At 68.3% G+C, this 23,257-nt stretch carries 22 protein-coding genes and 1 pseudogene; 14 read left to right on the top strand and 9 right to left on the bottom strand.

The genetic code is table 11. The annotated features are described in order from the left end of the window. Positions 1-25: 25 nt before the first annotated feature. Both ACWA14_RS12205 and ACWA14_RS12200 read right to left on the bottom strand, forming a co-directional pair. Positions 26-961, bottom strand: coding sequence for a metallophosphoesterase (locus ACWA14_RS12205; RefSeq protein WP_463793860.1), 936 nt, complete (start codon positions 959-961; stop codon positions 26-28). Continuing rightward, the gene (locus tag ACWA14_RS12200; protein WP_463793858.1) at positions 958-3,510 is read right to left on the bottom strand and encodes a transglycosylase domain-containing protein; all 2,553 of its coding nucleotides are present in this window, start codon (positions 3,508-3,510) and stop codon (positions 958-960) included. The genes ACWA14_RS12205 and ACWA14_RS12200 overlap by 4 nt, the downstream gene beginning before the upstream one ends. A gap of 89 nt (positions 3,511-3,599) precedes the next feature. On the opposite strand from ACWA14_RS12200, the gene ACWA14_RS12195 reads away from it, so the two are divergent. Continuing rightward, on the top strand, positions 3,600-3,824 hold the full coding sequence (locus tag ACWA14_RS12195; protein ID WP_463793856.1) for a DUF4177 domain-containing protein: 225 nt from the start codon (positions 3,600-3,602) through the stop codon (positions 3,822-3,824). Further along, on the top strand, positions 3,821-4,279 hold the full coding sequence (locus ACWA14_RS12190; RefSeq protein WP_463793854.1) for a RidA family protein: 459 nt from the start codon (positions 3,821-3,823) through the stop codon (positions 4,277-4,279). The genes ACWA14_RS12195 and ACWA14_RS12190 overlap by 4 nt, the downstream gene beginning before the upstream one ends. Before the next feature lie 60 nt (positions 4,280-4,339). Here ACWA14_RS12190 and acs read toward each other — a convergent pair whose 3' ends face one another. Continuing rightward, positions 4,340-6,307, bottom strand: a complete 1,968-nt coding sequence (gene acs, locus ACWA14_RS12185) for an acetate--CoA ligase (protein ID WP_463793852.1) — start codon at positions 6,305-6,307, stop codon at positions 4,340-4,342. Positions 6,308-6,663: 356 nt separating this feature from the next. Here acs and ACWA14_RS12180 point away from each other — a divergent pair, with 356 nt between their 5' ends. The 5 genes from ACWA14_RS12180 (at position 6,664) to ACWA14_RS12160 (ending at position 10,925) form a co-directional block, all read left to right on the top strand. Next, positions 6,664-7,668 (top strand): TadA family conjugal transfer-associated ATPase, encoded by a 1,005-nt coding sequence (locus tag ACWA14_RS12180; RefSeq protein ID WP_463793851.1) that lies wholly within the window; start codon positions 6,664-6,666, stop codon positions 7,666-7,668. Then, positions 7,662-8,564: a type II secretion system F family protein gene (locus ACWA14_RS12175; RefSeq protein WP_463793849.1), complete on the top strand. Its 903-nt coding sequence runs from the start codon at positions 7,662-7,664 to the stop codon at positions 8,562-8,564. The genes ACWA14_RS12180 and ACWA14_RS12175 overlap by 7 nt, the downstream gene beginning before the upstream one ends. 43 nt (positions 8,565-8,607) lie before the next feature. Further along, positions 8,608-8,760, top strand: coding sequence for a hypothetical protein (locus tag ACWA14_RS12170; RefSeq protein WP_463793847.1), 153 nt, complete (start codon positions 8,608-8,610; stop codon positions 8,758-8,760). Positions 8,761-9,154: 394 nt separating this feature from the next. Next, a complete protein-coding gene (locus tag ACWA14_RS12165) occupies positions 9,155-10,090 on the top strand; it encodes a type IV toxin-antitoxin system AbiEi family antitoxin (protein WP_463793845.1) in 936 nt (311 codons plus the stop codon). Further along, positions 10,080-10,925, top strand: coding sequence for a hypothetical protein (locus tag ACWA14_RS12160; protein WP_463793843.1), 846 nt, complete (start codon positions 10,080-10,082; stop codon positions 10,923-10,925). The genes ACWA14_RS12165 and ACWA14_RS12160 overlap by 11 nt, the downstream gene beginning before the upstream one ends. 18 nt (positions 10,926-10,943) lie before the next feature. On the opposite strand, the gene ACWA14_RS12155 is transcribed toward ACWA14_RS12160, so the two are convergent. The 6 genes and pseudogenes from ACWA14_RS12155 to ACWA14_RS12130 form a co-directional block, all read right to left on the bottom strand. Next, positions 10,944-11,120, bottom strand: coding sequence for a hypothetical protein (locus ACWA14_RS12155; RefSeq protein WP_463793841.1), 177 nt, complete (start codon positions 11,118-11,120; stop codon positions 10,944-10,946). Positions 11,121-11,597: 477 nt separating this feature from the next. Further along, the gene (locus ACWA14_RS12150) at positions 11,598-12,377 is read right to left on the bottom strand and encodes a DUF4839 domain-containing protein (protein ID WP_463793840.1); all 780 of its coding nucleotides are present in this window, start codon (positions 12,375-12,377) and stop codon (positions 11,598-11,600) included. Between the two features lie 623 nt (positions 12,378-13,000). Further along, positions 13,001-14,197 (bottom strand): PASTA domain-containing protein, encoded by a 1,197-nt coding sequence (locus ACWA14_RS12145; RefSeq protein WP_463797443.1) that lies wholly within the window; start codon positions 14,195-14,197, stop codon positions 13,001-13,003. A 228-nt stretch (positions 14,198-14,425) separates the two neighbouring features. Next, positions 14,426-14,536 (bottom strand): annotated as a pseudogene (locus ACWA14_RS12140) (DUF2510 domain-containing protein); the annotation flags it as partial. Positions 14,537-14,543: 7 nt separating this feature from the next. Next, complete coding sequence (locus ACWA14_RS12135) at positions 14,544-15,395, bottom strand: hypothetical protein (RefSeq protein WP_463793838.1); 852 nt, start codon at positions 15,393-15,395, stop codon at positions 14,544-14,546. A 480-nt stretch (positions 15,396-15,875) separates the two neighbouring features. Continuing rightward, the gene (locus ACWA14_RS12130; RefSeq protein WP_463797442.1) at positions 15,876-16,013 is read right to left on the bottom strand and encodes a DUF4839 domain-containing protein; all 138 of its coding nucleotides are present in this window, start codon (positions 16,011-16,013) and stop codon (positions 15,876-15,878) included. Between ACWA14_RS12130 and ACWA14_RS12125 the strand changes: the two genes are divergently transcribed. From ACWA14_RS12125 to ACWA14_RS12095, 7 genes are all read left to right on the top strand, one after another. After that, positions 15,948-16,172, top strand: coding sequence for a DUF4244 domain-containing protein (locus ACWA14_RS12125; protein ID WP_463793836.1), 225 nt, complete (start codon positions 15,948-15,950; stop codon positions 16,170-16,172). The genes ACWA14_RS12130 and ACWA14_RS12125 overlap by 66 nt on opposite strands. Continuing rightward, complete coding sequence (locus ACWA14_RS12120) at positions 16,169-16,525, top strand: TadE family type IV pilus minor pilin (protein ID WP_463793835.1); 357 nt, start codon at positions 16,169-16,171, stop codon at positions 16,523-16,525. Before ACWA14_RS12125 ends, ACWA14_RS12120 begins: the two co-directional genes overlap by 4 nt. Then, the gene (locus tag ACWA14_RS12115) at positions 16,525-16,854 is read left to right on the top strand and encodes a helicase (RefSeq protein WP_463793833.1); all 330 of its coding nucleotides are present in this window, start codon (positions 16,525-16,527) and stop codon (positions 16,852-16,854) included. Before ACWA14_RS12120 ends, ACWA14_RS12115 begins: the two co-directional genes overlap by 1 nt. Before the next feature lie 78 nt (positions 16,855-16,932). Continuing rightward, positions 16,933-19,806 (top strand): type I DNA topoisomerase, encoded by a 2,874-nt coding sequence (gene topA / locus ACWA14_RS12110; RefSeq protein ID WP_463793831.1) that lies wholly within the window; start codon positions 16,933-16,935, stop codon positions 19,804-19,806. Next, the gene (tmk, locus tag ACWA14_RS12105) at positions 19,803-20,438 is read left to right on the top strand and encodes a dTMP kinase (protein ID WP_463793829.1); all 636 of its coding nucleotides are present in this window, start codon (positions 19,803-19,805) and stop codon (positions 20,436-20,438) included. The genes topA and tmk overlap by 4 nt, the downstream gene beginning before the upstream one ends. A gap of 62 nt (positions 20,439-20,500) precedes the next feature. Next, a complete protein-coding gene (locus tag ACWA14_RS12100) occupies positions 20,501-21,655 on the top strand; it encodes a DNA polymerase III subunit delta' (RefSeq protein WP_463793826.1) in 1,155 nt (384 codons plus the stop codon). Next, on the top strand, positions 21,652-23,208 hold the full coding sequence (locus ACWA14_RS12095; protein ID WP_463793825.1) for an alpha/beta hydrolase: 1,557 nt from the start codon (positions 21,652-21,654) through the stop codon (positions 23,206-23,208). Before ACWA14_RS12100 ends, ACWA14_RS12095 begins: the two co-directional genes overlap by 4 nt. The last annotated feature ends 49 nt before the right edge of the window (positions 23,209-23,257 follow it).

Below are 23,257 nucleotides of genomic sequence, written 5' to 3'. Positions count from 1 at the left end.
TCCCTGCAGCACCGAATCGAGCTGGTCAGGCGCGCGCCGTGAGCGTGAGGAGCGTCGCCTCGGGGCGGCACGCGAACCGGACCGGCGCGTAGATCGAGTGCCCGCATCCGGCGCTCACGTTGAGGGGCACGCTGCGGCCGCCGTGCGTCCAGGTGCTGAGGCCCTTGGCCTGCTTCAGCGGGATGTCGCAGTTCGCGACGAGGGCGCCGTAGCCGGGGATGCAGACCTGGCCGCCGTGCGTGTGGCCCCCCAGGATGGCCTCGGCGCCGAGATCGATGAATCCGTTCAGCACACGCTGATAAGGCGCGTGCGTGACGCCCAAGACGGACGTGCCCGGCTTCTGCGTGCCGAGGCCGGAGATCGCGGCCGGGAGGGCGTCGAGCCGATCCCAGTCGCGGTGCGCGTCGCTGACGCCGAACAGGTCGACCGGGTTCCCGGCGACGGTGAGTCGCGCGGCGGCGTTGTTGAGGTCGCTCCAGCCCAGCTCATCCGTGAAGTACCGATTCATGGCGTCGGTGTCGAGCACGCCGGGTTCCCGCTGCTTCTTCGACGGTCCGAGGAAGTAGCGCAGGGGGTTGCGCGGCGAGGGCGCGGTGACGTCGTTCGAGCCGTGCACGAACACGCCAGGGATGCCGGCGAGCGGATCGAAGGCGCGACGGATCCCCGCGAGGCCGTCGCGGTGGCCGAGGTTGTCGCCCGTGTTCACGACCAGGTCCGGCTGCAGCTGCGCGAGCGAGGCCAGCCAGTCCTGCTTCCGGTGCTGCCAGGGCGCCATGTGAGCATCGGACAGATGCAGCACGCGGATCGGCGCCGAACCGGGGGCGAGGGCGGATGCCGTCACCTCGCGCACCGTGAACAGGTACCGCTCGATGCCGATACCCCAGACCGCGGCGGCGACACCAGCGGCCCCCACCGCGCCGAGCGCGATGAGGGCCGGGTGAGCCGAGGAGTTCCTCGTCAACAGGTCACCGAGATCTTCTGGGACTTGTTCGATGCGGTGCCCCCGGGAGGGTCGGTCGCCGACACCGTGGCGTCGGGCGCGCTGCAGTTGCCCGCGAAGTCGATCGACGTGAATCCCGCACCGACCAGTGCGGCACTCGCCGCTGCCCTGGTCTGGCCGTTGACGTCCGGCACGGTCGTCCCCAGGCCATTGCTGGGCGAGATCGTGACGGTGCCACCGCCGGCCGTCTGCCCGGAGGGATCCTGTGCCACGACGATGTTGGTCGCCTTGTCACTGTCGACCGGTTCTCCGACCGACACCGAGAATCCGGCGCGCTCGAGAGTCGAGGTCGCCTCTTCCACGGTCTGCCCGACAACGTTCGGCACGTTCGTCAGGACGCGGCGGCTGAGGTTCGGGTCGGCATCCGGGAATCGCTCTCCCGGGTACGCCGCATTCGCTGCTCTCTGCATGTCGCGGGCGAGCGCGTAGCGCACCTCGTTGAGCTTGTTCTTGCCGTCCCATACGTTGAAGACGGTCTCCTGGCCCTTCCAGCGGCCGGCCCAGACGGCGGTGGCGACCTCGGTGCTCGACTCGATCATCATCGTCGACCACAGGTCGTGTGTCCCGGTCTTGCCGATCAGCGGCGTCCCGTCGAACGGGTTGGCCTGGGATCCCGTCCCGCTGCCCGCCATGACTCCAGCGAGTGCGTAGGCGGCCGTGGCGGCCACCTCCTTCGAGATCACACCCTCGGTGCACGATGCTGCGGGGAGGGGGAGTTCCTCGCCCCGGGTGTCGGTGACCTTGTCGATGGCACGCGGGGTGCAATAGGTGCCGCCGCTCGCGACCGTCGCGTAGGCGTTCGCCATGGCCAGCGGCGAGATGTTCTTCGGCCCGAGAACGTCGTAGGGCACGTTCTCATCCGTCACCTTCGCGCCGCTCGCAAGAGTGACGCCCATCCGATCGGCGACCTTGTTGATGTCGCAGATGTCGAGCTTCGATGCCATCGCGAAATACCCGCTGTTGAGCGACTGCGCCGTGAAGTTCCTCACGGAGTTGGTGTACCCGAAGCTCCCGCCGAAGTTGCCGATCTCCTTGGTGTCGGTGGTCTGCACACTTCCGCACACCGGGATCTTCAGATTCGTCTGCACGCGGCCGTTCAGCACCTCGTTGACGGAGTGCCCCTTCTCGAGCCAGTCGATCAGGGTGAACAGCTTGTAGGTCGATCCCACCTGGAAGCCGCCGGAGTTCCCGTGCAGGGCGTCGCCTGCGAAGACCAACGACGTGTACGCCTGGTCGTCGGTGGGTGTCTCCTGGAACTTCGTGTTCTGCGTCATCGAGAGCACGCGGCCTGTCCCGACCTCGACGGAGACCCCGGCCGCGCCGAAGTACTTGTTGTCGAAGTTGGGCTGCACGTTCTCGGACATCGTGCGCACGGCGGCGTCTTGGATCTTGAAGTCGAGCGTCGTGTAGATCTTCAGTCCGCCGCGACGCAGCAGATCGCGGCGGTCCTGCTCGGTTTCACCGAACGCAGGATCGGTCTCGATGATCGACTTGGCGTACTGGCAGAAGTAGGCGTTCACTCCCGCGGCGGCGCACCCCTGGGTGGGGCGGGTGATCGTCGGTGCGATGTCGGAGGCATCGGCCTCGTCGTATTGCGCCTGCGTGATCTTGCCGTTCGCCAGCATGCGTCCGAGCACGTAGTGGCGGCGATCCTTGGTGTCCTTGTACCCGTCGGCTTCGCTGTTCTGGCCCACGCCGTCGGCGGTGTACGTGCCTTCCACCTTGTCGATGCGGTAGGTGTTCGGGTTCTGCACGATGCCGGCGAGGGTCGCAGCCTGCGCGACGGTGAGGGTGGCGGCGGTGGCGTTGAAGTAGTACCGTGCCGCGGCCTCGATGCCGTAGACGGTGCCGCCGAAGTTCGCGATGTTCAGGTATCCGAGCAGGATGTCGTTCTTGGAGTAGTCCTTCTCGATCTGGATCGCGTAGCGCATCTCCTGGAGCTTGCGCTCGATACCCTCGGTGCCCTCTGCCTGCGTGGCCTTGTACCAGCAGGCCTGCAGGTCCTCCGCGTACGTCTCGGATGCGGTGTCGACGTCCTTCTCGCACTCCTGGATCTGCACGTTCTTCACGAACTGCTGACTGATCGTGGATGCGCCGCGCGAGGAGGTTCCCCTGATGTTGTCGATCACCGCGCTGACGGTCGCTCCGAGGTTCACCCCGCCATGGCTGTAGAAGTTCTTGTCCTCACTGGAGAGGATCGCGTCGTACAGCACCGGGGAGACCTGCTCGTAGGTGACCGGGATGCGGTTCTGCTCGTAGAACGAGGCCAGCGCGATCGGCTTGCCGTCGGTTCCGGTGGCGTAGATCGTCGACTGCTCCATCGGAGTGTCGACCTGGAGCACCTCGGGCAGTTCATCGAACAGCGTCAGCGCGCTGGTGCCGGCGAGGCCCGTCATCGCCAGGACCGGGGTGACGCTGGCGGTGACCAGGAGACCGGCGACGGCGCTGAGTCCGACGAGCCCGAGAAGGCCGCCGAGCACACCGTTCACCGTGCGATTCTTTTGAGGCATACGCTGATCGTAGGGGAGTTCCCTGAATACCGCCTTTGACGAGCGTCGGCCTGTTCGCGCGCCGCGACGCCCGAATCGACAGGAGAATCATGACCACGTGGGAGTACGTCACCACCCCGCTGCTGATCCACAACACGGCAGCCATCCTCAACAACTGGGGAAAGCAGGGCTGGGAGCTCGTGCAGATCGTGCAGGGTCCCGAGGGTGGCCTGGTGGCCTACTTCAAGCGCCCCGTCACGCAGGACGGCTCGGCGAACGCGGGACTCGCCGCCGCGGCCGAGGCCGCGCGTCAGTTCGAGGGGGGTGCCGCATGACCGTCAGCGCGCGTCTCGCCGAGCTCGGCATCGAGCTTCCCGCCGTCGCCGCTCCGGTCGCGGCCTACGTCCCCGCGGTGGTCCACGGCGGGCTCGTGTACACCTCGGGTCAGCTGCCGTTCACCGACGGTGCGCTGCCGGCCCTCGGGAAGGTGGGCGCGGAGGTCACGGCGGAAGACGCCAAGACCTACGCCCGCACCTGCGCGCTGAACGCGCTCGCCGCCGCAGCGGATGCCGCCGGCGGCGTCGACCGCATCGGCGGCGTGCTGAAGCTCGGCGGCTTCGTGGCATCCGCTCTCGGGTTCACCGGTCAGCCGGGCGTGATCAACGGAGCGAGCGAGGTGCTCGGCGAGATCTTCGGAGATGCCGGGCGGCACGCGCGCGCAGCCGTCGGCGTCGCCGAGCTCCCGCTGGGCAGCCCCGTCGAGGTCGAGGTCACCTTCCTCCTCGCCTGAGTCGTCCCGTCGTGCAGAACGCCCCCTCCCGGATCCGGAAGGGGGCGTTCTGCATGCGGGCTACTTGACCTGGGCGGAGATGATGCTCATCACGGCGGTGTCGGCCAGCGTCGTGGTGTCGCCCACCTCCCGGCCCTCGGCGACATCGCGCAGCAGGCGCCGCATGATCTTGCCGGAGCGCGTCTTGGGCAGCTCGCCCACGATGTACACGTCGCGCGGGCGGGCGATCGCACCGATCTGCTCGCCGACCCAGAGCCGCAGCTGCTGCGCGAGTCCGGCGGGGTCGTGCACGTCGAGGTAGCTCTGCTTGATGATGACGAACGCGACCACGGCCTGGCCCGTCGCTTCGTCGGCGGCGCCCACGACGGCCGCCTCGGCGGTCGCCTCGTGCGCCACCAGCGAGGATTCGATCTCGGCGGTCGACAGGCGGTGACCGGAGACGTTCATGACGTCGTCGACACGTCCGAGCAGCCAGAGGTCGCCGTCCTCGTCGAGACGGGCGCCGTCACCGGCGAAGTAGTACCCCTGTTCTTCGAACTTCTCCCAGTAGGTCTCGCGGTAGCGCTCCGGGTCGCCCCAGATGCCGCGGAGCATGCTCGGCCAGGGCTCCGTGACCACGAGGAGGCCGCCGTTGCCGTTGCCGACCTCGACGCCGGTCTCGTCGACCACGTCGATCGAGATGCCGGGCAGCGGAACCTGTGCCGAGCCGGGCTTGGTCTCGGTCACGCCGGGCAGGGCGGACACCATGATCGCTCCGGTCTCGGTCTGCCACCAGGTGTCGACGATCGGCGTTTTGCCCGCGCCGATGACCTCGCGGTACCACATCCACGCCTCGGGGTTGATGGGCTCGCCCACCGACCCGAGCAGGCGCAGGGAGGACAGGTCGAACTTCGCCGGGACGCTGCGACCGATCTTCATGAACGAGCGGATGGCGGTGGGGGCGGTGTAGAAGATCGACACCCGGTACTTCTCGATGATCTCCCACCACCGGCCGGGGTGCGGGGCGTCCGGAGTGCCCTCGTAGAGCACCTGCGTGGTGCCGTTCGCCAGGGGGCCGTAGGCCACGTAGGAGTGGCCGGTGATCCAGCCGATGTCGGCGGTGCACCAGAAGACGTCGGTCTCGGGGTGCAGGTCGAACACGTACTTGTGCGAGTAGGCCGCCTGCGTGAGGTACCCGCCCGAGGTGTGCAGGATGCCCTTGGGCTTCCCGGTCGTGCCGGAGGTGTAGAGGATGAAGAGCGGGTTCTCGGCGGGGAACGCCTGTGCCTCGTGCTCGGCGGATGCCGCGGGCACGGCCTCGTGCCACCAGATGTCGCGGCCGTCGACCCAATCGACGTCGTTCTTCCCGCGCTGCACGACGAGCACGTGCTCCACCGTCTGCTGTTCGCCGTCGCCACGGTCGCTCAGCGCCTGGTCGACCGCGGGCTTGAGAGCGGAGACGCGGCCCTTGCGGTACCCGCCGTCGGCCGTGATGACCACCTTGGCTCCGGCGTCGTCGATGCGGGAGCGCAGACTGTCGGCGCTGAACCCGCCGAACACGACCGAGTGGATGGCGCCCAGGCGTGCCACTGCGAGCATCGACGCGATGGCCTCGGGGATCATCGGCAGGTAGATCGCCACGCGATCGCCGTGCGTCACGCCGAGGTCGGTGAGCACGTTCGCGACCCGCTTGACCTCCTCGGTGAGCTCGGCGTACGTGATGCGTCGGGAGTCTCCCGGTTCGCCCTCCCAGTGCAGGGCCACCCGGTCGCCGTTGCCGGCTTCGACGTGGCGGTCGAGGCAGTTGTACGCCACGTTGAGGGTGCCGTCGTCGAACCACTTCGCGAAGGGCGGGGCCGACCAGTCGAGCACCTGGGTGAAGGGGGTGTGCCAGTGCAGGAGCTCGCGCGCCTGCTCGGCCCAGAACTCCTCGCGATCGGTCCCCGCGCGCTCGTACAGGGCGGGGGAGGAGATGGTCTGAGCGACGAACTCCTCGGACGGCGGGAACCGACGGGTCTCGTTGAGAAGGTGGTCGATCTGGCTGCTCATCGGCAGGCGCTCCTTTGCGGCTGGGGGCGTGGTCGCGAGGGAGGCACGACCAGGTCCTGGCGAATCTAGTCCCGCGGACCAGCCGCGCATACTGCCGAAAGTCGGTAGTACGACCGGGTTTTGTCAGGACGCCTGCCCTGCGTACACTCGACGACAGCCGAATACTCATTCCGGCCTTGGCGCGCCCGATTCCCCCGATCGCGGCCCGCCCTGGGCGGCATCTCATTCCCCCCGTGAGATGCCGCCCGTTCTCTTTCCCGGGCTTCGTCCTCCACGGGACCGCAGGGCGCGGGATCTCTGCACAGAGGGCGCGATGTGCGCAGTGCGGTGACGTGCGGTGGTCCTACCTTCGGGTCATGCCCTCGTCCTTCGTCATCCGACCCCGTGGCGCGACTGCCGCCGTCGGGTCTCCCGCGCACGTCCCTCCACGCCTCGATCCAGCGTTCGGACCGCTGCGCGAGTACTGCGACGACGGCACCGTGACGGATGTGTTCGTCAACGGGCCGGATGGTCTGTTCGTGGATCGGGGGAACGGCGTCGAGCCGGTCGACGGATGGAGCGCGTCGGAGCGGGAGGTGCGCGATCTGGCGGTGGCTCTCGTGGCGCTCGGCGGCCGCCATCTCGACGATCAGGCCGCCTGCGTCGACGTGCGGCTCGACTCGGGCATCCGCGTGCATGCGGTGCTGGCCCCGATCTCGACCCGGGGCACCGCGCTGTCGATCCGCATCCCGCGCGTGCTGGCCGCCGATCTTGCCGCGCTCGCCGCGCTGGACGCCTTCGATGAGGGCCAGCAACGCTGGCTGCAGGAGCTCGTGCGCACGCGGGCCAACATCCTCATCACCGGCGGCACCGGAACGGGCAAGACGACGCTGCTCTCCGCGCTGCTGTCCGAGGTGCCCCGCGACGAACGACTCGTGACCATCGAGGACGTCGCCGAGTTGCGGCCGCGGCATCCGCATCATGTCGCTCTCGAAGCACGGCAGGCGAACCTCGAGGGCGCCGGTGGCGTCAGCCTGGCGCGACTGGTGCGGGAATCGCTGCGCATGCGACCCGACCGGCTCGTGGTGGGGGAGTGTCGGGGCGAGGAAGTGCGCGAGCTGCTGACCGCGCTCAACACCGGGCACGACGGCGGGGCGGGGACGCTGCATGCGAGCGGCCTGCGCGACGTACCGGCTCGGCTCGAGGCGCTGGGAGCCCTGGCGGGGATGGATGCCACGGCTCTCGCACGTCAGGCCGCCAGCGCGTTCACGACGGTCCTCCACCTCGCCCGAGCCCCCGGCGGGCGTCGTCGGATCGCGCAGGCGGGCGTCTTCGTGATCGAGGGGGACCGTCTCGGCATCCGCGAGGTGGAACCGTGGTGATCCGCCTCCTGCGCACCGCGGTGCCCTCCGGCGGCGCCGAGGAGGCGGCCACGTCGGTGCAGACGCTCGCGGTGCTGCTGCAGGCGGGAGCGGTCCCTCTGGTCGCCTGGCGGCATCTCGCCGAGACGGGTGATGCGCACGCCGCGGCGGTGGTCGAGCGCGTCGCCGCGGGGGTGCCGCTGCTCGCAGCGATCGAAGCGGAGGGCGGCGCCTGGGCCGATCTCGCCGCGGCCTGGGAGATCGCCACGACCGTGGGTGCTCCGCTCGCATCAGTGCTGCGCATGCTCGCCGAGACCCTGCGAGATGCGGGTGCGGCCGCCGACGATGTGCGGATCGCCCTCGCCGAACCGGCGGGCACGGCGCGCCTCCTGCTCTGGATGCCACTGGCCGGTCTGCTGCTCGGCCTCGCTCTCGGGTTCGACACCGTCGGCGTCGTCATGCGCAATCCGCTCGCGACCGGCTGCGTGGTGGCCGGGCTGCTGCTGGTCGGGGCCGCGCGGCTCTGGACGAACCGCCTGTTGCGTCGCGCTCGCCCCGGGCCCGAGACGCCCGGCATGACGGCGGAGCTGGTCGCCGTCGCGCTGGCGGGAGGGGCTTCCATCTCGCGGGCACTTCGGCTCGTCGCCGACAGCGGAGCCGGGCGGCACACCGGCGACGAGCGCGTCCACTCGGTCCTCGAGCTGTCCCGCGCGGCGGGGGTGCCTGCCACCGAGCTCCTCCGAGCCTCCGCGGCGCAGGAACGCCACGAGGCGCGCATCCAGGGGCGGCTCCGCGCCGCGCGGCTGTCGACTCAGCTGCTGATCCCCCTCGGAGTGTGCACGCTTCCCGCCTTCCTGCTTCTCGGAGTCGCGCCGCTGCTGCTCAGCGTGCTCGGCGCGACCCCGCTCCCGCTCTGATCGTCCGCAAGGCCTCGTATCCACCACAGAAAGAAGGAACACCATGAGCACGATTCCCCCACTCGACCGCCGGCGCGCGGCCGCGCTCTTCACCGACGACACCGGCGCCGCCACCGCGGAGTACGCGATCACGACGATGGCGACCGTGGCCGTTCTAAAACGTACTTCACGCGTCCCCATTCGCCAAGATAACTGACCGCTATGAGCGCCGGGTGAGGGACTTGTAGAATCACCAATCTTCCGAAGCGGGATCTGGCGGCGGTGCACACGTGAGTGAAGGAGAGCAGGCGCCAGGTGTCCAACCGGGGCCGTGTGCCGGAGGGCCTAATTGAGGCATACGATGCGGTGAACTGAGCGTCCGCGCCGGTGGCGCCATCCAAGCCAGGCCGGCGGTCTTAGTAAGATCCTTTTCTCATGGCGTGATTATAGGTAGTAAAATTGCATTTACTACGTAAAGATCACGGTAGGATATAACCATGGTTCCGCGAGAAAACTCCGCCGTCACCGCCCTGGTTCGCGCTCTCCCTCCGGAGTTCGACACCGAAGTCGGCTTCGATTCGGTCCGCCTCACGCTCGACGGCCGTTCTTGGATGGTCCGTCCGATCTGGGCTGGAGAAGGTCTGGCCGCAGACGTGCAGCGCGCGCGAAACATGCTCATTCATGTCGATGCGCCCACTGATGCACTTACCGTCATCACAGCTCGGCGCATGAGCGCCGGCGCACGGGAGATCCTCGATGAGGAACATCTCTCGTGGGCAGATGGGAGCGGGAGAGCGCGCATCGTGATCCCCGGCGAGGTGTACATCACGCGCCTCGACCCGATCCCCGCCGACGCGAGGCGGCAGTTCACTTGGTCGGGGGCCGCGCAGGCGGTCGCTGAGACGCTGCTGTCGTGGCGGGTGAGCTACGGGCGCGACGTCCCCGATTCCATTGGAAAGGTCGCAGACATCGCTCAGGCCGCGGACGTCTCCGTCGCTCACGCGGCGCGCGTCCTGCGCCAATTCGACGAGCAGCACTACACGATCAAGACCGGAGCAGAACGAGGAAGCACGGCGACACGCGAGCTGCGCGACCCGGGTCGAATGTTGAGCGACTGGGCAGGGCATTACGCGCTGGGCGCGGCGACGCCCGTGGCGGAGTTCCATGTGCCATGGCGCGACCACGAGGAGTCGCTCTCGATGCTCACATCGTCGCTAGAAGGCACAAACTGGGCAGTGACCGGAACCGTGGCCGCGGAACGCATCGCGCCGTTCCTGACCAGCATCCCCACCGTCGATGTGTACGTGTCCTTCGATGACCTGCAGGACCTCCGCCGCCGTGTATCGAGTCAGGACGACGTGCGTGAAGTCGCGCACGGCGGCCGCATTCGCGTGTTCACCGAGAAGGACTTCGTATTCGGTCTGACCGACAATCGTGACGGCCTCTCCCTCTGCTCGCCGGTGCGCGTGTACGCCGACCTTCTGCGCAGCAGGGGACGCGCAGCTGAGGCGGGAGAGCACCTGAGGGAGAGCGTCATTGCATTCTGAGATCCGAAGCCGTCAGGCTCGCGAACGTGCAGAGGATGCGCTGGTCAGGTTCGTGCTGCTCGCCGGCGATCGCGCCATCGACTTCGTCGTGATCGGAGGGTTGAACCCTGACTTCCTGGCGACGCGGGCGCCGGTCCCGCACCAGGGAACGACCGATATCGATCTGCTCTTCGCGCTCGGCTTCGACAGCGTCGCGGCGACGCCGGACTACTCCTGGATCGACGAGGCGCTCGAGGCCGGCGGGTTTTCCTCTGTGAACATGTGGCGTTGGGACGCCATGCTCGGGGGCGCACGGGTGCGCTTGGAGTTCCTGTGCGACGTGTGGGATCACACTGATGACACGGTCCCGCTTCCACGCTCCAGGTCTGCAGTAGCGAGCAAAATCGCCGGTCCTGCCGCAGCACTCCACGCCCCTATGGTGCGGGAGCTCCGCGTTTCAGATGTCGTACGAGCCGTTGTGCCCGATGCTCCCGAGACGGTGAGCATCCGGTTCGCGAGCCTCGGCGGATACCTCCTCGCCAAGGCGGCCGCTGCGTTGGAACGCAGGCTGGAGAAGGACAAGTACGACCTCATGTACGTCATCCTGTACAACGCAGGTGGGCCGCGGGAGGCCGCCCGTGCTGTGGCACGCCAACTCATCGCCACCGAGGACTCATCCGATCCGAACGAGATCCGAGGCGCCATGGATAACTACCTCGACCCACGGGGCGCGTGGACGGGCACATTCGCGCAGATGATGATTGCGACGGGTGACACAGCGACTGAGGAGCAGCTCCGCACGGACGCTTCTGAAGGAGCGCGGTCGTTCCTGGAGGAGCTCGACGGTCAGCAGTAGTCGTCGCGCGCTCAGGACTCACACCCGACGCCGTGTCGTCGACCCAGCGGCCGAGTTTCTGCCCAGTCGGACGGCCGGTGCGCCGGCCTCGTTCCGGCGGAACAGCACCATGTGCCACAGCCCCGGGCTCTTGCCGAACTGTAGCTGCGGCAGGCGGGTGTCCGAGGCGGGCTGCGTGGTGTTGGCGATGGTCATAGTGGTGTGTGTTCCTTTCGAGCTGCGGAGTTGCACCAACGGTGGTCTCGCCGGACGGCGAGTGAGAGGCATGTGGCAGATAAAAAGTGAACGCGATCGGCATCGATCTTGATCCGCATGACTCTCGGCACGCAGAGCCGGAGCCGTTATTGCTCGAAACGTATGTGTCGAATGTCTTGGCGCGGCCGTAGGCTTCCTGCATGTAGACGACCTACGACAGCGAAGCGGACGCCGCCTACATCTCACTGGTGCCCGAGCGCACCCTGGGCACTCCGTGCGCAACGAGGTCGTCGAGACCGACGGCGGTACCGTCGTGCTCGATTTCGACCAGACAGGGTGCTCATCGGTGTCGAGGTGCTGGGAGCATAACGAGTGCTGGACCCGGCGATCGTGGCGGGGGCCGAGCAGATCGGCGGAGGAACCGCGTGAGCGAGGCGATCAGTAGCCCTCGATCGACGAACCGGACCTGAGGGCGTATCAGCGCACGCGGGTCTCGACCGGCTCCAGCTGGAACAGCGGGTCCTTGAACGATCCGACGCGCGCGATGACATGGACGTTGTCGCCGACGCCTATCGCGTCAGGTACGTCGCCGGTCAGATTCAGGTCGCTCGTGATGTTCACGTCACGGAATTGGAAGCTCGGCCCGCCGTTCGAGTGGGTCTCGCTGTAGTCGCCGTACGTGATCAGGATGTCGTACCGCGTCGTATAGCCCTCGTGGTTGTTCATTGCACCAATCGAGCCATCGAACTCGATGAGTTGGCCGGCATACTGCTCAGCGAAGGCCTCAACAGTGGGGATGTCCGCCGGTCCGGTGAGCAGTGCTGCGAGCTCAGGGCTGTTTTCCATCGTCAGCGAAGCCTGCTTGGTGGGCTCTTTCTCGATGGGCTCTGCGTTAGCGGGCTCGTCTGGCTCTGGCGCGGGCTCGTCCTCAGGCACGATTGGTTGTGCGCTGGGTGTGTCGACGGGTTCTGCGGCGTCATCGTTGTCTCCGCCTGTGACAGCGACCATGATGCCGATGAAGATGCCCAGCGCGACGAGCACTCCGCCGATGATCGCGAGCGTCTTCCACGGCGGCTTCGGCTGTGGTCTGCGGAAGACCAGCTCCGAGCGGAGCTTGCCCGGAGTCTGCGTGACCAGCTCCCAACCGTCGTTCTCCCATTTCGAGATCGTGCGGTTCTCGGTGCCACGCACCGCCTTGGCGCTTTGAGTCTCATACTTGATGGCCTCGGCCTCAGCGCGCACGTCACTGTCTGTCATGGTTCTCCCGCCCAGATCCCGGGAGAACGTTCATCGCCGGGTTATCGCGAGCATAGTGGCAAGGAGGTAGGTCGACGAACCAACGCGAGGGCGTCGAGTGGGTGCCGGTTCCAACACTGCTGATCTGCGATGGGGACGCAACCGTAGAGTGGCCTGGGGGGCGTCCGTGCGGTCGTCGCCAGCACCGATGGGAGCAGCTCGTGATCAGGTTCACCGATTTTCTGCCCGTTCCAGAGCTGGAGCTCACGAAGTGAAGCTCAACATGCGCGCCGGCGACGGCAGCGACCGTGGGCGTGCTAGAGCAGCTCTTTAAGCTCGAGCCCCCGCCCGGAAGGGCGAGCCGTCGCGGATCGCTTCGTTCACGAACAGGCCGATCGTCGACTCGGCGAGGGCGTTATCGTAGACGTCGCCGATTGATCCGATCGATCGGGACGCTGGCGCGCGTGATGGTGAAGGGCGCTCACGATCAGGACAAGCTCCACGCGCCCCCGAGGCGATCCATGGCTGGACGAGCGCATGGTATCTGCGGAGATCCGGATCTGGGGACGAGGTCTGGGGAGACCTCCGGCGGGATGCCGAGCTCGAACCCCTTCTTTCAGTGAGGCATCCCGCACACTCTCCCATCAGTGCTCGTAGCAGACGCCGTCGCCGTCACCGTCGCGGCAGAGGTAGTAGCCCGACCGGATGCGCTCTTCCATCTCGGCGATCGCCTTCTCCCGCTCCCGCTCGGCTTCCTGCCAGCGGGCGACGTAGGCGTTCGCATCGGCTTCTGCCGCGCGGCGGCAGTCACCGATCGTGCCGACGTAATTGGCCACAGCCTGGTCGCCTGCCTGAGCGATGAACGGCACGTAGACGACAGCCTGAGACTCGGCGGGGTATCGCGGTGCATAGGGCGTGAAGGCGACCACTTCGCTGCCCCAGCCCTCGACACCCACGCCGCCTTCCATCTGTGAGGCGTCAGGTACCCACCAGCCGGTGCGTATGAGTCGTTCGTTAACGGAGTCGGTGGGAGGTGCTGTCTCGGTCTCGTCGTCTGGTCCCAGCACGTGGATGAACCCGTGGGACTCGCCGGCGCGGCTCATGACCACGAGGACGCGTTGCCCGATCGGCAGCTGCTTATCGAGTTCGGCGGCCGCCGCGGTCAGGCCGTCCTTCAATGGAGAGCCGCAGAGGGGCGCCAGCGGGGAGATCAGATCCAGCGACACCGGTGCTGCGTCGACGAGCACGGTGGAGACGTCGAAGGTCATGTCGCGTTCGTAGCCCGTGATCGTCCCCGTGAAGCTCCGCTCGCCGAGATGAAGGTCGTGGGCCAGTGCCTCAGTGACCTCGTCGGCGACTTCGTCGTGCTTGAGCACGCGAACCTCGACCCAGTCTCCCTCTCGGGAGTCCGTTGCCGGGGCGATGTCCTGGGACACCACTGTCCAGTTCGACGGCATGAAGACGGCGCGGTCGTTGCGTTCGTCCTCGTACCGCAGGGTGAGGCGCAGGCGCTTGGCCTCGTCGAGCGCGTCCGCGAGGTTCATGCCGACGAACTGCGGCATCCGCAGGTCGCCGGAGATCGGCCAGTACTCGCGGATCTCTTCCGTCTCCGGCTCGTCCTTGCCCGGCTTGCTCTCGGAGTTCGGGCTTGAGACCTCCGGCGACGGCTGATTGCTCTTGGTGGCTGCCTCGCCAGCGGACGTGTCGATCGGATGCGCGGCGAGAAACGTCGTGAAGGACACCGCGATGATCACCGAGGTGATCGTCCCCACGGAGGCGAGCACGAGCCCGGTGAGCCACAACCCTTTGCGCTGGCGTCCTCGCCAGGCGACGAGAGCCACGACGATGGCTGCGATCCCGAATGCGGCTCCGAGGAAAGGTGCCCACCCGGTGAGGAAGGCGATGATGCCGAGGATTAGCGCGATGAGGCCCGAACGCCCGGGCCCCCCGACGTGTTGCTCCGGCGCCAGTTCAGTGGGCGGCGGGGAGGAGACTCCGCGCGCTTGCGGTGCGGGCAGCTCAGGTGCTCTGTCGCGTCGGCTCGGCGCAGGAGGTGCAGAGCTTGAAGGCGTCTCCCGAGTTTCGCCTGTCCAGTCGTTCCCATCCCAGCGGCGTTGCCGGGTGAGATCTTCAGGGTCCGGGTACCACCCGGGGCGCGGGTTCTTCGGAGCGGTAGTCATGGGTGGTTCAGCCTTCTCCGAGGTCGTCGAAGTCGATGCGCTCCATGATCGCGGCGATCTCGGGCTCTTTGTCGAGATCGAGAGGACGCAGCCCCGGGCTCGGAGGACGCTGATTGAGGATCAGCTGGGACGCCACGTCCATCAGGATCACGGAGGCGTTGACCTCCTTCCAGCGGACGCCGTCGAGCGCTGTGCGCTGTATCACGGCGGCGGCCATAGCCTCGCCGCGTCGCTCGCCGTATGCGGAGATCCCGGCGCTCCGCACCGCGAGGATGCGGATGCTCGTGAGCCCCGGGGCGACGGCGAACGCTTCTTTGACGGTCGCCAGCAGGTAGCCACACACGAGGAGGTGGGAGTAGCCATCCCGCTCCGCCTTGGTCATTTTGCGGATGCTCGGGTTGCCCGCGGCCGTGACTCCTGGCATCTGACCGGGCAAGGACCGCTCGTCGGGCACAAGAACGGTCAGGGTCGCTTCGGAGCCTTCGACGGCCAGCGGCGCCGCGGGAGCCGCGTTGTCCTCGAACGCCGAGGCGAGCTGGTCCATGACCGTTGCGGGGTCGTTCGCGAGGAGCGCCGCCCAGAACCGATCGAGCTCTGCTTGCTCCTGTTTCCAGGCCCCTACGCGCCGATGCGTCTCCTGCATGACAGCCTGATCCGCGTGCGCGATCGCGCTGGCAGTGGCGGCGCGGCGCTCGGCCCGCTTGAAGGCGCTGATCTGCCTCAGGGCGGCATCCACGTGGCTCTTCCGCACAGCCTCCGGGTCCACCGGCGGAGGCGGAGGGAGGACCGGGCGCTGCGCCAGAGTGAACGTCTCCTGGTGCAGGCTGGCGATCGTATCCAGAGCCGCCGCGAGTGCCATGGTGCGGTCGATCTTGTCCAGGCGCGCGGCACTTGCCAGAGTCGATGTCGCGTAGCCGGTGCCCTGTCGACTGCCCCGAGTCCGCGACCCTCCTCCGAGGGAGGTGTAGTAGCCGATGGGTCCGGCCCCGGTGGAGAACCCCGTCCGCCCTGCCCCGACGTGTACACGCGCGATCCGCGGCCCGATGCTCGTGCGAACGCCCCGCGACGAGGCCCGCACCCGCACCCCCGGCGCGATCCTGATGGAGAAGCCCATGTCTTCCTTTCGCATCGGCCCCCGAGCCGACATGGCATGATCCTGACACATCCGGAGACCGGCCGCGGTCTACTGATCTGATGGTTGGCTGCGGGTCCGCCGGTATGCAGTGCGCAGACCGCTCGGGACTTCGCGCAGCACGCGAACTTTTTGCGGCCGTAGCGTCAGCCGTCAGTTGAGGCCGCGTCGGCTCCGCTGCCGAGAGGCGAGGGCAGCCGGGCGTGCTCAGCGCAGGCTGGTCTGCACCGGCTCCAGCTGGAACAGCGGGTCCTTGAATGATCCGACTCGGGCGATGACGTGCACGTTGGTGCCGACGTCGATCGTGTCGGGAACCTCGCCGGTCAGATGCAGGTCGTTCGTGATGTTGACGTCGCGGAGCTGGAAGTTCGGGCCACCGTTCGAGTACGTCTCGCTGTAGTCGCGGCCGTCGCCTTCGCCGGCCTCCTGGTCGTCATCATGCGCTCCGACGAGGTGCGCGGCATCCTGACCGATCTCGTGCGACGAGCGCTCAGCGTGTCATGAGCGATCGCCGTGCCCGAAGGCGCATCGGAGAACGCGGTTCCGTCGCGGCCGAGCTCGCGCTCGCGCTCCCCGCGGTCGTGTTCGTGATGCTGCTGGGCGTCGGTGCGCTCGGAGCCGCCTCCGGTCAGGTGGCGCTGCAGGACGCCACGGCGGATGCCGCACGACTGCTCGGTCGCGGGGAGGGCGACGGCGCGGCTCATGCCGTCGTGCGCGAAGCGGTCCCCGGGGCGACGATGTCGTCCTCGTCGCGGGGGGCACTCGTGTGCGTCACGTCACGCCTCGACGTCGGGGTGGGATCGGTGATCCGGGTCCCCCTGCGGGCATCCAGCTGCGCTCTCGACGGAGGACTCTGATGGCCGGATCCGCGCTCGCCGCGGGCGTTCTGGTCGTGGCTGCCGGGCTCTCCCTCGGGCTGGCGGCCGTCGGCGGAGCGGCAGTCACGGCGCAGAGGGTGGCCGGTGCCGCGGATGCCGCCGCGCTCGCGGCCGCCGACGCCTCGAGCGGTGCCGTGGTGACGGCGGAGGAGCCGTGCGCGCTCGCGGCCCGGGTCGCCGCGGCGTCGGGAGCCTCGCTCACCGACTGCGCGATCGAGGGGTTCGTGGCGACCGTGCAGGTGCAGGCGGCGTACGCTGGTCTCACTGCCGTCTCCCGCGCCCGTGCTGGGCCACCCGAGGGTCACTGACGGCGGTGGCGACCTCGCTCACTGTGAACGACCCCACACAGTGGTGTGTATGGTGTGCTTCGAAGAAAGGACGCACCCTTGGCTGAAGGCAAGAAGCTCGTCATCGTCGAGTCCCCGACGAAGATGCGGTCTATTCAGGGATACCTGGGCGACGGTTACGAGGTGCTCAGCTCTGTCGGGCACATCCGCGATCTCGCCGACAAGAAGGACATCCCGGCCGCCGACAAGCAGGCCTACGGGAAGTACTCGATCGACATCGACAACGGGTTCGACCCGTACTACGTGGTGTCCGACCGCAAGACGAAGACCGTCGCCGAACTCAAGCGTGCGCTGAAGACCGCCGACGAGCTCCTGCTCGCCACTGATGAGGACCGCGAGGGCGAGGCGATCGCCTGGCACCTGCTGGAGACGCTGAAGCCGAAGGTCCCCGTCAAGCGCATGGTCTTCCACGAGATCACCAAGGACGCGATCCAGGCCGCCATCGGGAACACCCGCGAACTCGACCACGATCTGGTCGACGCGCAGGAGACCCGCCGCATCCTCGACCGCCTCTACGGCTGGGACGTGTCTCCCGTGCTCTGGTACAAGGTCAAGACGGGCATCTCCGCCGGCCGCGTGCAGTCCGCCGCGACCCGGTTGATCGTCGATCGTGAGCGCGAGCGCATGGCGTTCGTCTCGGCCGAGTACTGGGATGTCGACGCCGCCGCGGCCGCGACCGGCACCTCCTTCCGCATCCGTCTCGTGCGCGTCGACGGCGGCCAGCTCGCCCGGGGCACCGACTTCGACGACGACGGCAAGCTCAAGAAGGCCGTCGTGGTCCTCGACGAAGCCCGCGCCACCACGCTCGCCCAGGCGATCGACGTGGTGGGCGCCGGCACCGTCACGAAGGTCGAGGCGAAGCCCGGAACCCGCAGCCCGTACGCGCCGTTCACGACGTCGACGCTGCAGCAGGAAGCCGGCCGCAAGCTCTCGATGGGCGCCAAGCAGGCCATGGGTGTCGCCCAGCGCCTGTACGAGAAGGGGTACATCACCTATATGCGTACCGACTCCACGGCGCTGAGCACCCAAGCGGTGCAGGCGGCGCGGAGTCAGGCCGTCGCCCTGTACGGGGATTCGGCCGTGCCGCTCAAGCCCCGCGTCTACAAGTCGAAGAGCAAGAACGCGCAGGAGGCCCACGAGGCCATCCGTCCGTCGGGGGAGAACTTCCGCACTCCGGCGTCGCTCTCCGGCGAGCTCGACCGTGACGAGCAGCGCATGTACGACCTCATCTGGAAGCGCACCGTCGCGAGCCAGATGTCCGATGCGAAGTACGAGACCACGACCGTCACGATCGCGGTCGACGCGGCGGGGCAGAAGGCCGAGTTCACCGCCTCGGGAACGGTCTACACCTTCAAGGGCTTCCTGGAGGCCTACGAAGAGGGACGCGATGAGAAGCGCGGCGACGCGGATGCCGCCGAGAACCAGTCGCTGCCGGCGGTCGCCGTGGGCGACGAGCTCGCCGTCTCGGATGCCGAGGCCAAGGGCCACCGCACGAACCCGAAGCCGCGCTACACCGAGGCGTCGCTGGTCAAGGTGCTCGAGGAGAAGGGCATCGGCCGTCCGTCGACCTTCGCCTCGATCCCCGAGACCATCCTCGACCGCGGCTACGCGGTCAAGCGCGGCCAGGCGCTCGTTCCGACGTGGCTCGCGTTCAGCGTGGTGCGCCTGCTCGAGGAGCACTTCGCCGAGCTCGTCGACTACGACTTCACGGCCGCGCTCGAGGACGACCTCGACACGATCGCCCGCGGCGAGCAGAACCGCGTCGAGTGGCTGAAGTCGTTCTACTTCGGCTCCGACTCGCACGTCGGGCTGCGACAGGTGGTCGACAACCTCGGCGAGATCGATGCCCGCGCGCTGAACTCCACGCCGATCACCGATACCGCCACGCTGCGCTTCGGCAAGTACGGCCCCTACCTCGAGGTCGCCGACCCGGAGAACCCGGAGGCCAAGCCGCGCATCGTCAACGTGCCGGAAGACCTCGCGCCCGACGAGCTCACCACCGCGAAGGCGCAGGAGCTGATCGACGCGCCCGTCGCCGGAGACCGCGTCCTGGGACTCAACCCCGAGAACGGCAAGATCGTCGTCGTGAAGGACGGCCGCTTCGGCCCCTACGTGCAGGAGAACGACCCGGTGTCGGACGACGCCGCGGTCGACGAGATCACGGGCGAGGTCGTCGAGGCGCCCAAGCCCAAGCGCGGCGCGAAGAAGGCAGCCGCACCCAAGCCGCGCACCGGCTCGCTGTTCCGGTCGATGTCGGTCGACACGATCGATCTCGACACCGCGCTGCAGCTGCTGAGTCTGCCGCGCGTCGTGGGCACCGACCCCGAGTCGGGCGAGGAGATCACCGCGCAGAACGGCCGCTTCGGTCCGTACCTCAAGAAGGGCACGGACTCCCGGTCGCTCGAGAGCGAATCGCAGATCTTCGACGTCACCCTCGAGCAGGCGCTCGAGATCTACACGCAGCCGAAGTACGGTGCCCGCCGGGCATCCAGTGCGCTCGTCGAGTTCGAGGCCGATCCGGTCAGCGGCAAGCCGATCCGCATCCGCGACGGTCGCTTCGGCGCGTACGTGACCGACAGTGAGACGAACGTGACGATCCCGCGCGGCCAGAAGGTCGAGGACATCACGTTCGAAACCGCCGTGCAGATGCTCGCCGACAAGCGCGCGAAGGGCCCTGCGCCCAAGCGCGGTGCGCGGTCGACCGCGGCGAAGAAGGCTCCCGCCAAGAAGGCTCCGGCGAAGAAGGCTCCGGCCAAGAAGGCTCCGGCGAAGAAGACGGCGGCGAAGGCTCCCGCGAAGAAGGCGGCCCCGGCCGACGCGGCGAAGTCCGCGGCACGGTCGGCGGCGGCGAAGAAGGCGGCAGCGACCCGTGCGGCGAACGCGGCGAAGGCGGCGGCGAAGGCGGACTCGTGACCTCAGGTCCCGGTGCGTGGATCACGCTCGAGGGCGGAGACGGCTCGGGCAAGACCACGCAGTCGAACCTGCTGGCGTCGTGGCTCGCGGATGCCGGGCACACCGTGGTCCGCACGCGCGAACCCGGCGGGTCGGAGGTCGGTCAGCTGATCCGCGACATCGTCCTCCACCACCGCGGTGACATCGCTCCTCGGGCCGAGGCGCTGCTGTACGCGGCGGATCGTGCGCATCACGTGGCGACCGTCGTGCGCCCTGCGCTGGCGCGGGGCGAGGTCGTGCTGCAGGACCGCTACCTCGACTCCTCGGTCGCGTACCAGGGTGCGGGCCGGGTGCTCGACGCCACCGAGATCCGCGACCTCTCGCTGTGGGCCGCCGAAGGCGCACTCCCCGACCTCACCGTGCTGCTCGACCTCGATCCGGCCGCGGCCCGCACGCGCCTGGACTCCGCGGAAAAGCCGTTCGACCGCCTCGAGGCGGAGAAGTCCGAGTTCCACGGACGGGTGCGCGACGCGTACCTGGAGCTGGCGTCCGCCGAGCCGGGGCGCTTCCTGGTCCTCGACGCCGCGGCATCCGCCGACGAGATCGCCGCGCGCATCCGCACCCGCGTCGAGACCCTGCTCGCCTCGCGCTGAGCGTCGGCGACCATCCCGCGAGCGTGCCCGCGAGCGTCGGTGCTCCCGATTAGGCTGAGGGCATGCCTCAGACTGTCGCCGCCCCGTTCCCGTGGGCCGATGTCTGGGGGCAGGATGCCGCGGTCGAGACGCTCCGCGATGCCGCCGCCGACCCGGGGGCGCTCTCGCACGCGTGGCTGATCACGGGCCCGCCGGGCTCCGGTCGCTCCACGCTGGCCTATGCCTTCGCCGCCGCGCTGGTCGCCGACCGCCCCGACGACGAGGCGGCGATGCGTCAGGTGCTCGCCGGAACGCACCCCGATGTGACGGCGCTGCGCACCGACAAGGTCATCATCACGATCGCCGAAGCCCGTGCGCTGGTCGAGCGTTCGTACTTCGCCCCCTCCGCCGGGCGCTATCGCGTGATCGTCGTGGAAGACGCCGATCGCATGGTCGAGCGCACGTCCAACGTCCTGCTCAAGGCTCTCGAGGAGCCGCCCGAGCAGACGGTGTGGATCCTCTGCGCGCCGAGCGAGGCCGACCTGCTGCCCACCATCCGTTCCCGCGTGCGCTCCCTCCGACTGCGCGAACCCGACGTCGCCGATGTCGCGCGGCTCATCAGTCTCCGCACCGGGGTCGACGAGAGCGTCGCCGAGCAGGCGGCCCGACACGCGCAGCGGCACATCGGCATGGCACAGCGGCTCGCCACCGACGAGGCCGCACGCCGTCGTCGCGACGAGACCCTGCGCTCCGTGATCGGGGTGCGCGGCGTCGGGGACGCGGTCGAAGTCGCCGGCCGCATCATCCAGGCGGCGACGGAAGATGCGAAGGCGCTCACGGCCGAGCGCGACGCGCAGGAGCGCGCCTCCCTGCTGCGGATGGTCGGCATCGCGGAGGGCCAGGCGGTGCCTCCCGCATTGCGCTCTCAGCTCTCGGCGCTGGAGGACGATCAGAAGAAGCGCGCGACCCGAAGCCTCCGCGACGGGATCGACCGGGTGCTCACCGATCTGCAGTCGATGTTCCGCGACGTCGTCATGCTCCAGTTCGGACAGGACGATCTGATCAACCGCGAACTGCGCGATGAGCTGTCCGCACTCGCCTCCGCGTGGCCGGAGACCCGTACTCTGGTCGTACTCGACCACCTTGCCGACACCCGCCAGTCGCTGGAGCGCAACGTCGCACCGCTGCTCGCCCTGGAGAGCTTGCTCGTGACCATCGCGAGCGGGAGGACACCGTGAAACTTCGATCGACATCCCGTCTCCACCGAGCCATCGCGGTCATCGCGGGCCTCGCCGCGACATCCGTCGCCCTCTCGGGCTGCCTCTACGCGATGATCCCCGAACAGGCCGCCCCCCGTCCCTCGGTGACCAACGCGCCCGACACCGACGGTGTCGATGCCGATCTGCTGCCGTTCTACGAGCAGACGCTGTCGTGGGTCGGTTGCGGCACGGGCTTCGACTGCACCGATGTCACGGCGCCCCTCGACTGGGAGAACCCGGGTGCGGGTGAGATCACGCTCTCGGTGGTGCGTCACCAGGCGGAGGGGACCCCGGTCGGCTCTCTGCTGACGAACCCCGGAGGTCCCGGCGCGAGCGGAGTCGACCTGATCCTCGGCAGTCTCGACTACGCGGTCGGGGCCGACCTCATCGAGAACTTCGACGTGATCGGATTCGATCCCCGCGGCGTCGGGGAGTCGACCGCGGTGACCTGCTACGACGCGGAGCAGATGGACGACTACCTGTACAGCATCCCCGCGGCGCCCCGCGGCACGCCGGAGTGGGAGGCCGAGCTGCTCGACGCCCACGCCTCCTTCGCCGAGGCCTGCGAGGCGAACAGCGGCGGCATCCTCCCGTACATCACGACCATCAACGCGGCTCGCGACATGGACCTGATCCGTGCGGTGCTGGGCGACACGCAGCTCAACTACCTCGGCTACTCGTACGGCACGTTCCTCGGCGCCACCTACGCCGAGCTCTACCCGGAGAAGGCGGGTCGGTTGGTGCTCGACGGCGCCATCGACCCCGCGGTCTCCGGCCTCGAGGTCGGAGCGACCCAGGCGCTCGGATTCGAATCGGCTCTGCGGGCGTACATGGAGAACTGCCTGGGCAGCGGCTCCTGCCCGTTCACCGGCACCGTCGACCAGGCGATGGACGACCTCGGCGCGCTTCTCGCGAGCGCGGATCGCACCCCGCTCGAGAACGGTGACGGACGCCTGATGGGTGCGGACTCGATGATGACGGGCATCATCGCGGCCCTGTACTCGCAGGACAGCTGGAGCTTCCTCACGCAGGGTCTCGACGAGGCACTGCAGGGCGATCCGACCACGATGTTCGTGCTCGCCGACTTCTACAACGGCCGCGAGGGCGACACGTACGCCGACAACTCGTCCGAGGCCTTCCGTGCGTATAACTGCATGGACTACCCGGTGGAAGACGATCCGGCGGCCGAGGCGGCGACCCGCGCGAAGATCGCCGAAGGCGCACCGACCATCGCTCCTTACTGGGAAGGCCCGGACTCCTGCGAGGTGTGGCCGTACCCCCCGACCGGCACGCGCGGCGAGATCGCGGCCGAGGGTGCCGGACCGATCCTCGTGATCGGCACCACCAACGACCCGGCGACGCCGTACGAGTGGTCCGAGTCCCTGGCGGCGCAGCTCGAAGAGGGCGTGCTGATCACCCGCGTCGGCGAGGGCCACACGGGCTACAACAAGGGCAACTCCTGCGTCGACGGCGCCGTCGAGGCGTTCCTGCTCGACGACGTGGTGCCGGAGGACGGACTCCGCTGCGAGTGACCCGGTGCCGATTCGCCAAGGGCGAGTGCGACAGGGTAATATCGGTGAT

The organism is Microbacterium sp. TW_SC_2 (assembly GCF_055361165.1).
The sequence above is the reverse complement of the archived record's forward strand: the minus strand, read 5'-3'. Positions and strand labels throughout refer to the sequence as shown.

Excerpts from the sequence above, each read along its gene's own strand:
- ACWA14_RS12200 (WP_463793858.1), bottom strand. The coding sequence starts at position 3,510 with ATGCCTCAAAAGAATCGCACGGTGAACGGTGTGCTCGGCGGCCTTCTC.
- ACWA14_RS12195 (WP_463793856.1), top strand. The coding sequence starts at position 3,600 with ATGACCACGTGGGAGTACGTCACCACCCCGCTGCTGATCCACAACACG.
- ACWA14_RS12190 (WP_463793854.1), top strand. The coding sequence starts at position 3,821 with ATGACCGTCAGCGCGCGTCTCGCCGAGCTCGGCATCGAGCTTCCCGCC.
- acs (WP_463793852.1), bottom strand. The coding sequence starts at position 6,307 with ATGAGCAGCCAGATCGACCACCTTCTCAACGAGACCCGTCGGTTCCCG.
- ACWA14_RS12180 (WP_463793851.1), top strand. The coding sequence starts at position 6,664 with ATGCCCTCGTCCTTCGTCATCCGACCCCGTGGCGCGACTGCCGCCGTC.
- ACWA14_RS12170 (WP_463793847.1), top strand. The coding sequence starts at position 8,608 with ATGAGCACGATTCCCCCACTCGACCGCCGGCGCGCGGCCGCGCTCTTC.
- ACWA14_RS12165 (WP_463793845.1), top strand. The coding sequence starts at position 9,155 with ATGGTCCGTCCGATCTGGGCTGGAGAAGGTCTGGCCGCAGACGTGCAG.
- ACWA14_RS12155 (WP_463793841.1), bottom strand. The coding sequence starts at position 11,120 with ATGACCATCGCCAACACCACGCAGCCCGCCTCGGACACCCGCCTGCCG.
- ACWA14_RS12150 (WP_463793840.1), bottom strand. The coding sequence starts at position 12,377 with ATGACAGACAGTGACGTGCGCGCTGAGGCCGAGGCCATCAAGTATGAG.
- ACWA14_RS12135 (WP_463793838.1), bottom strand. The coding sequence starts at position 15,395 with ATGGCACTCGCGGCGGCTCTGGATACGATCGCCAGCCTGCACCAGGAG.
- ACWA14_RS12120 (WP_463793835.1), top strand. The coding sequence starts at position 16,169 with ATGAGCGATCGCCGTGCCCGAAGGCGCATCGGAGAACGCGGTTCCGTC.
- ACWA14_RS12115 (WP_463793833.1), top strand. The coding sequence starts at position 16,525 with ATGGCCGGATCCGCGCTCGCCGCGGGCGTTCTGGTCGTGGCTGCCGGG.
- ACWA14_RS12100 (WP_463793826.1), top strand. The coding sequence starts at position 20,501 with ATGCCTCAGACTGTCGCCGCCCCGTTCCCGTGGGCCGATGTCTGGGGG.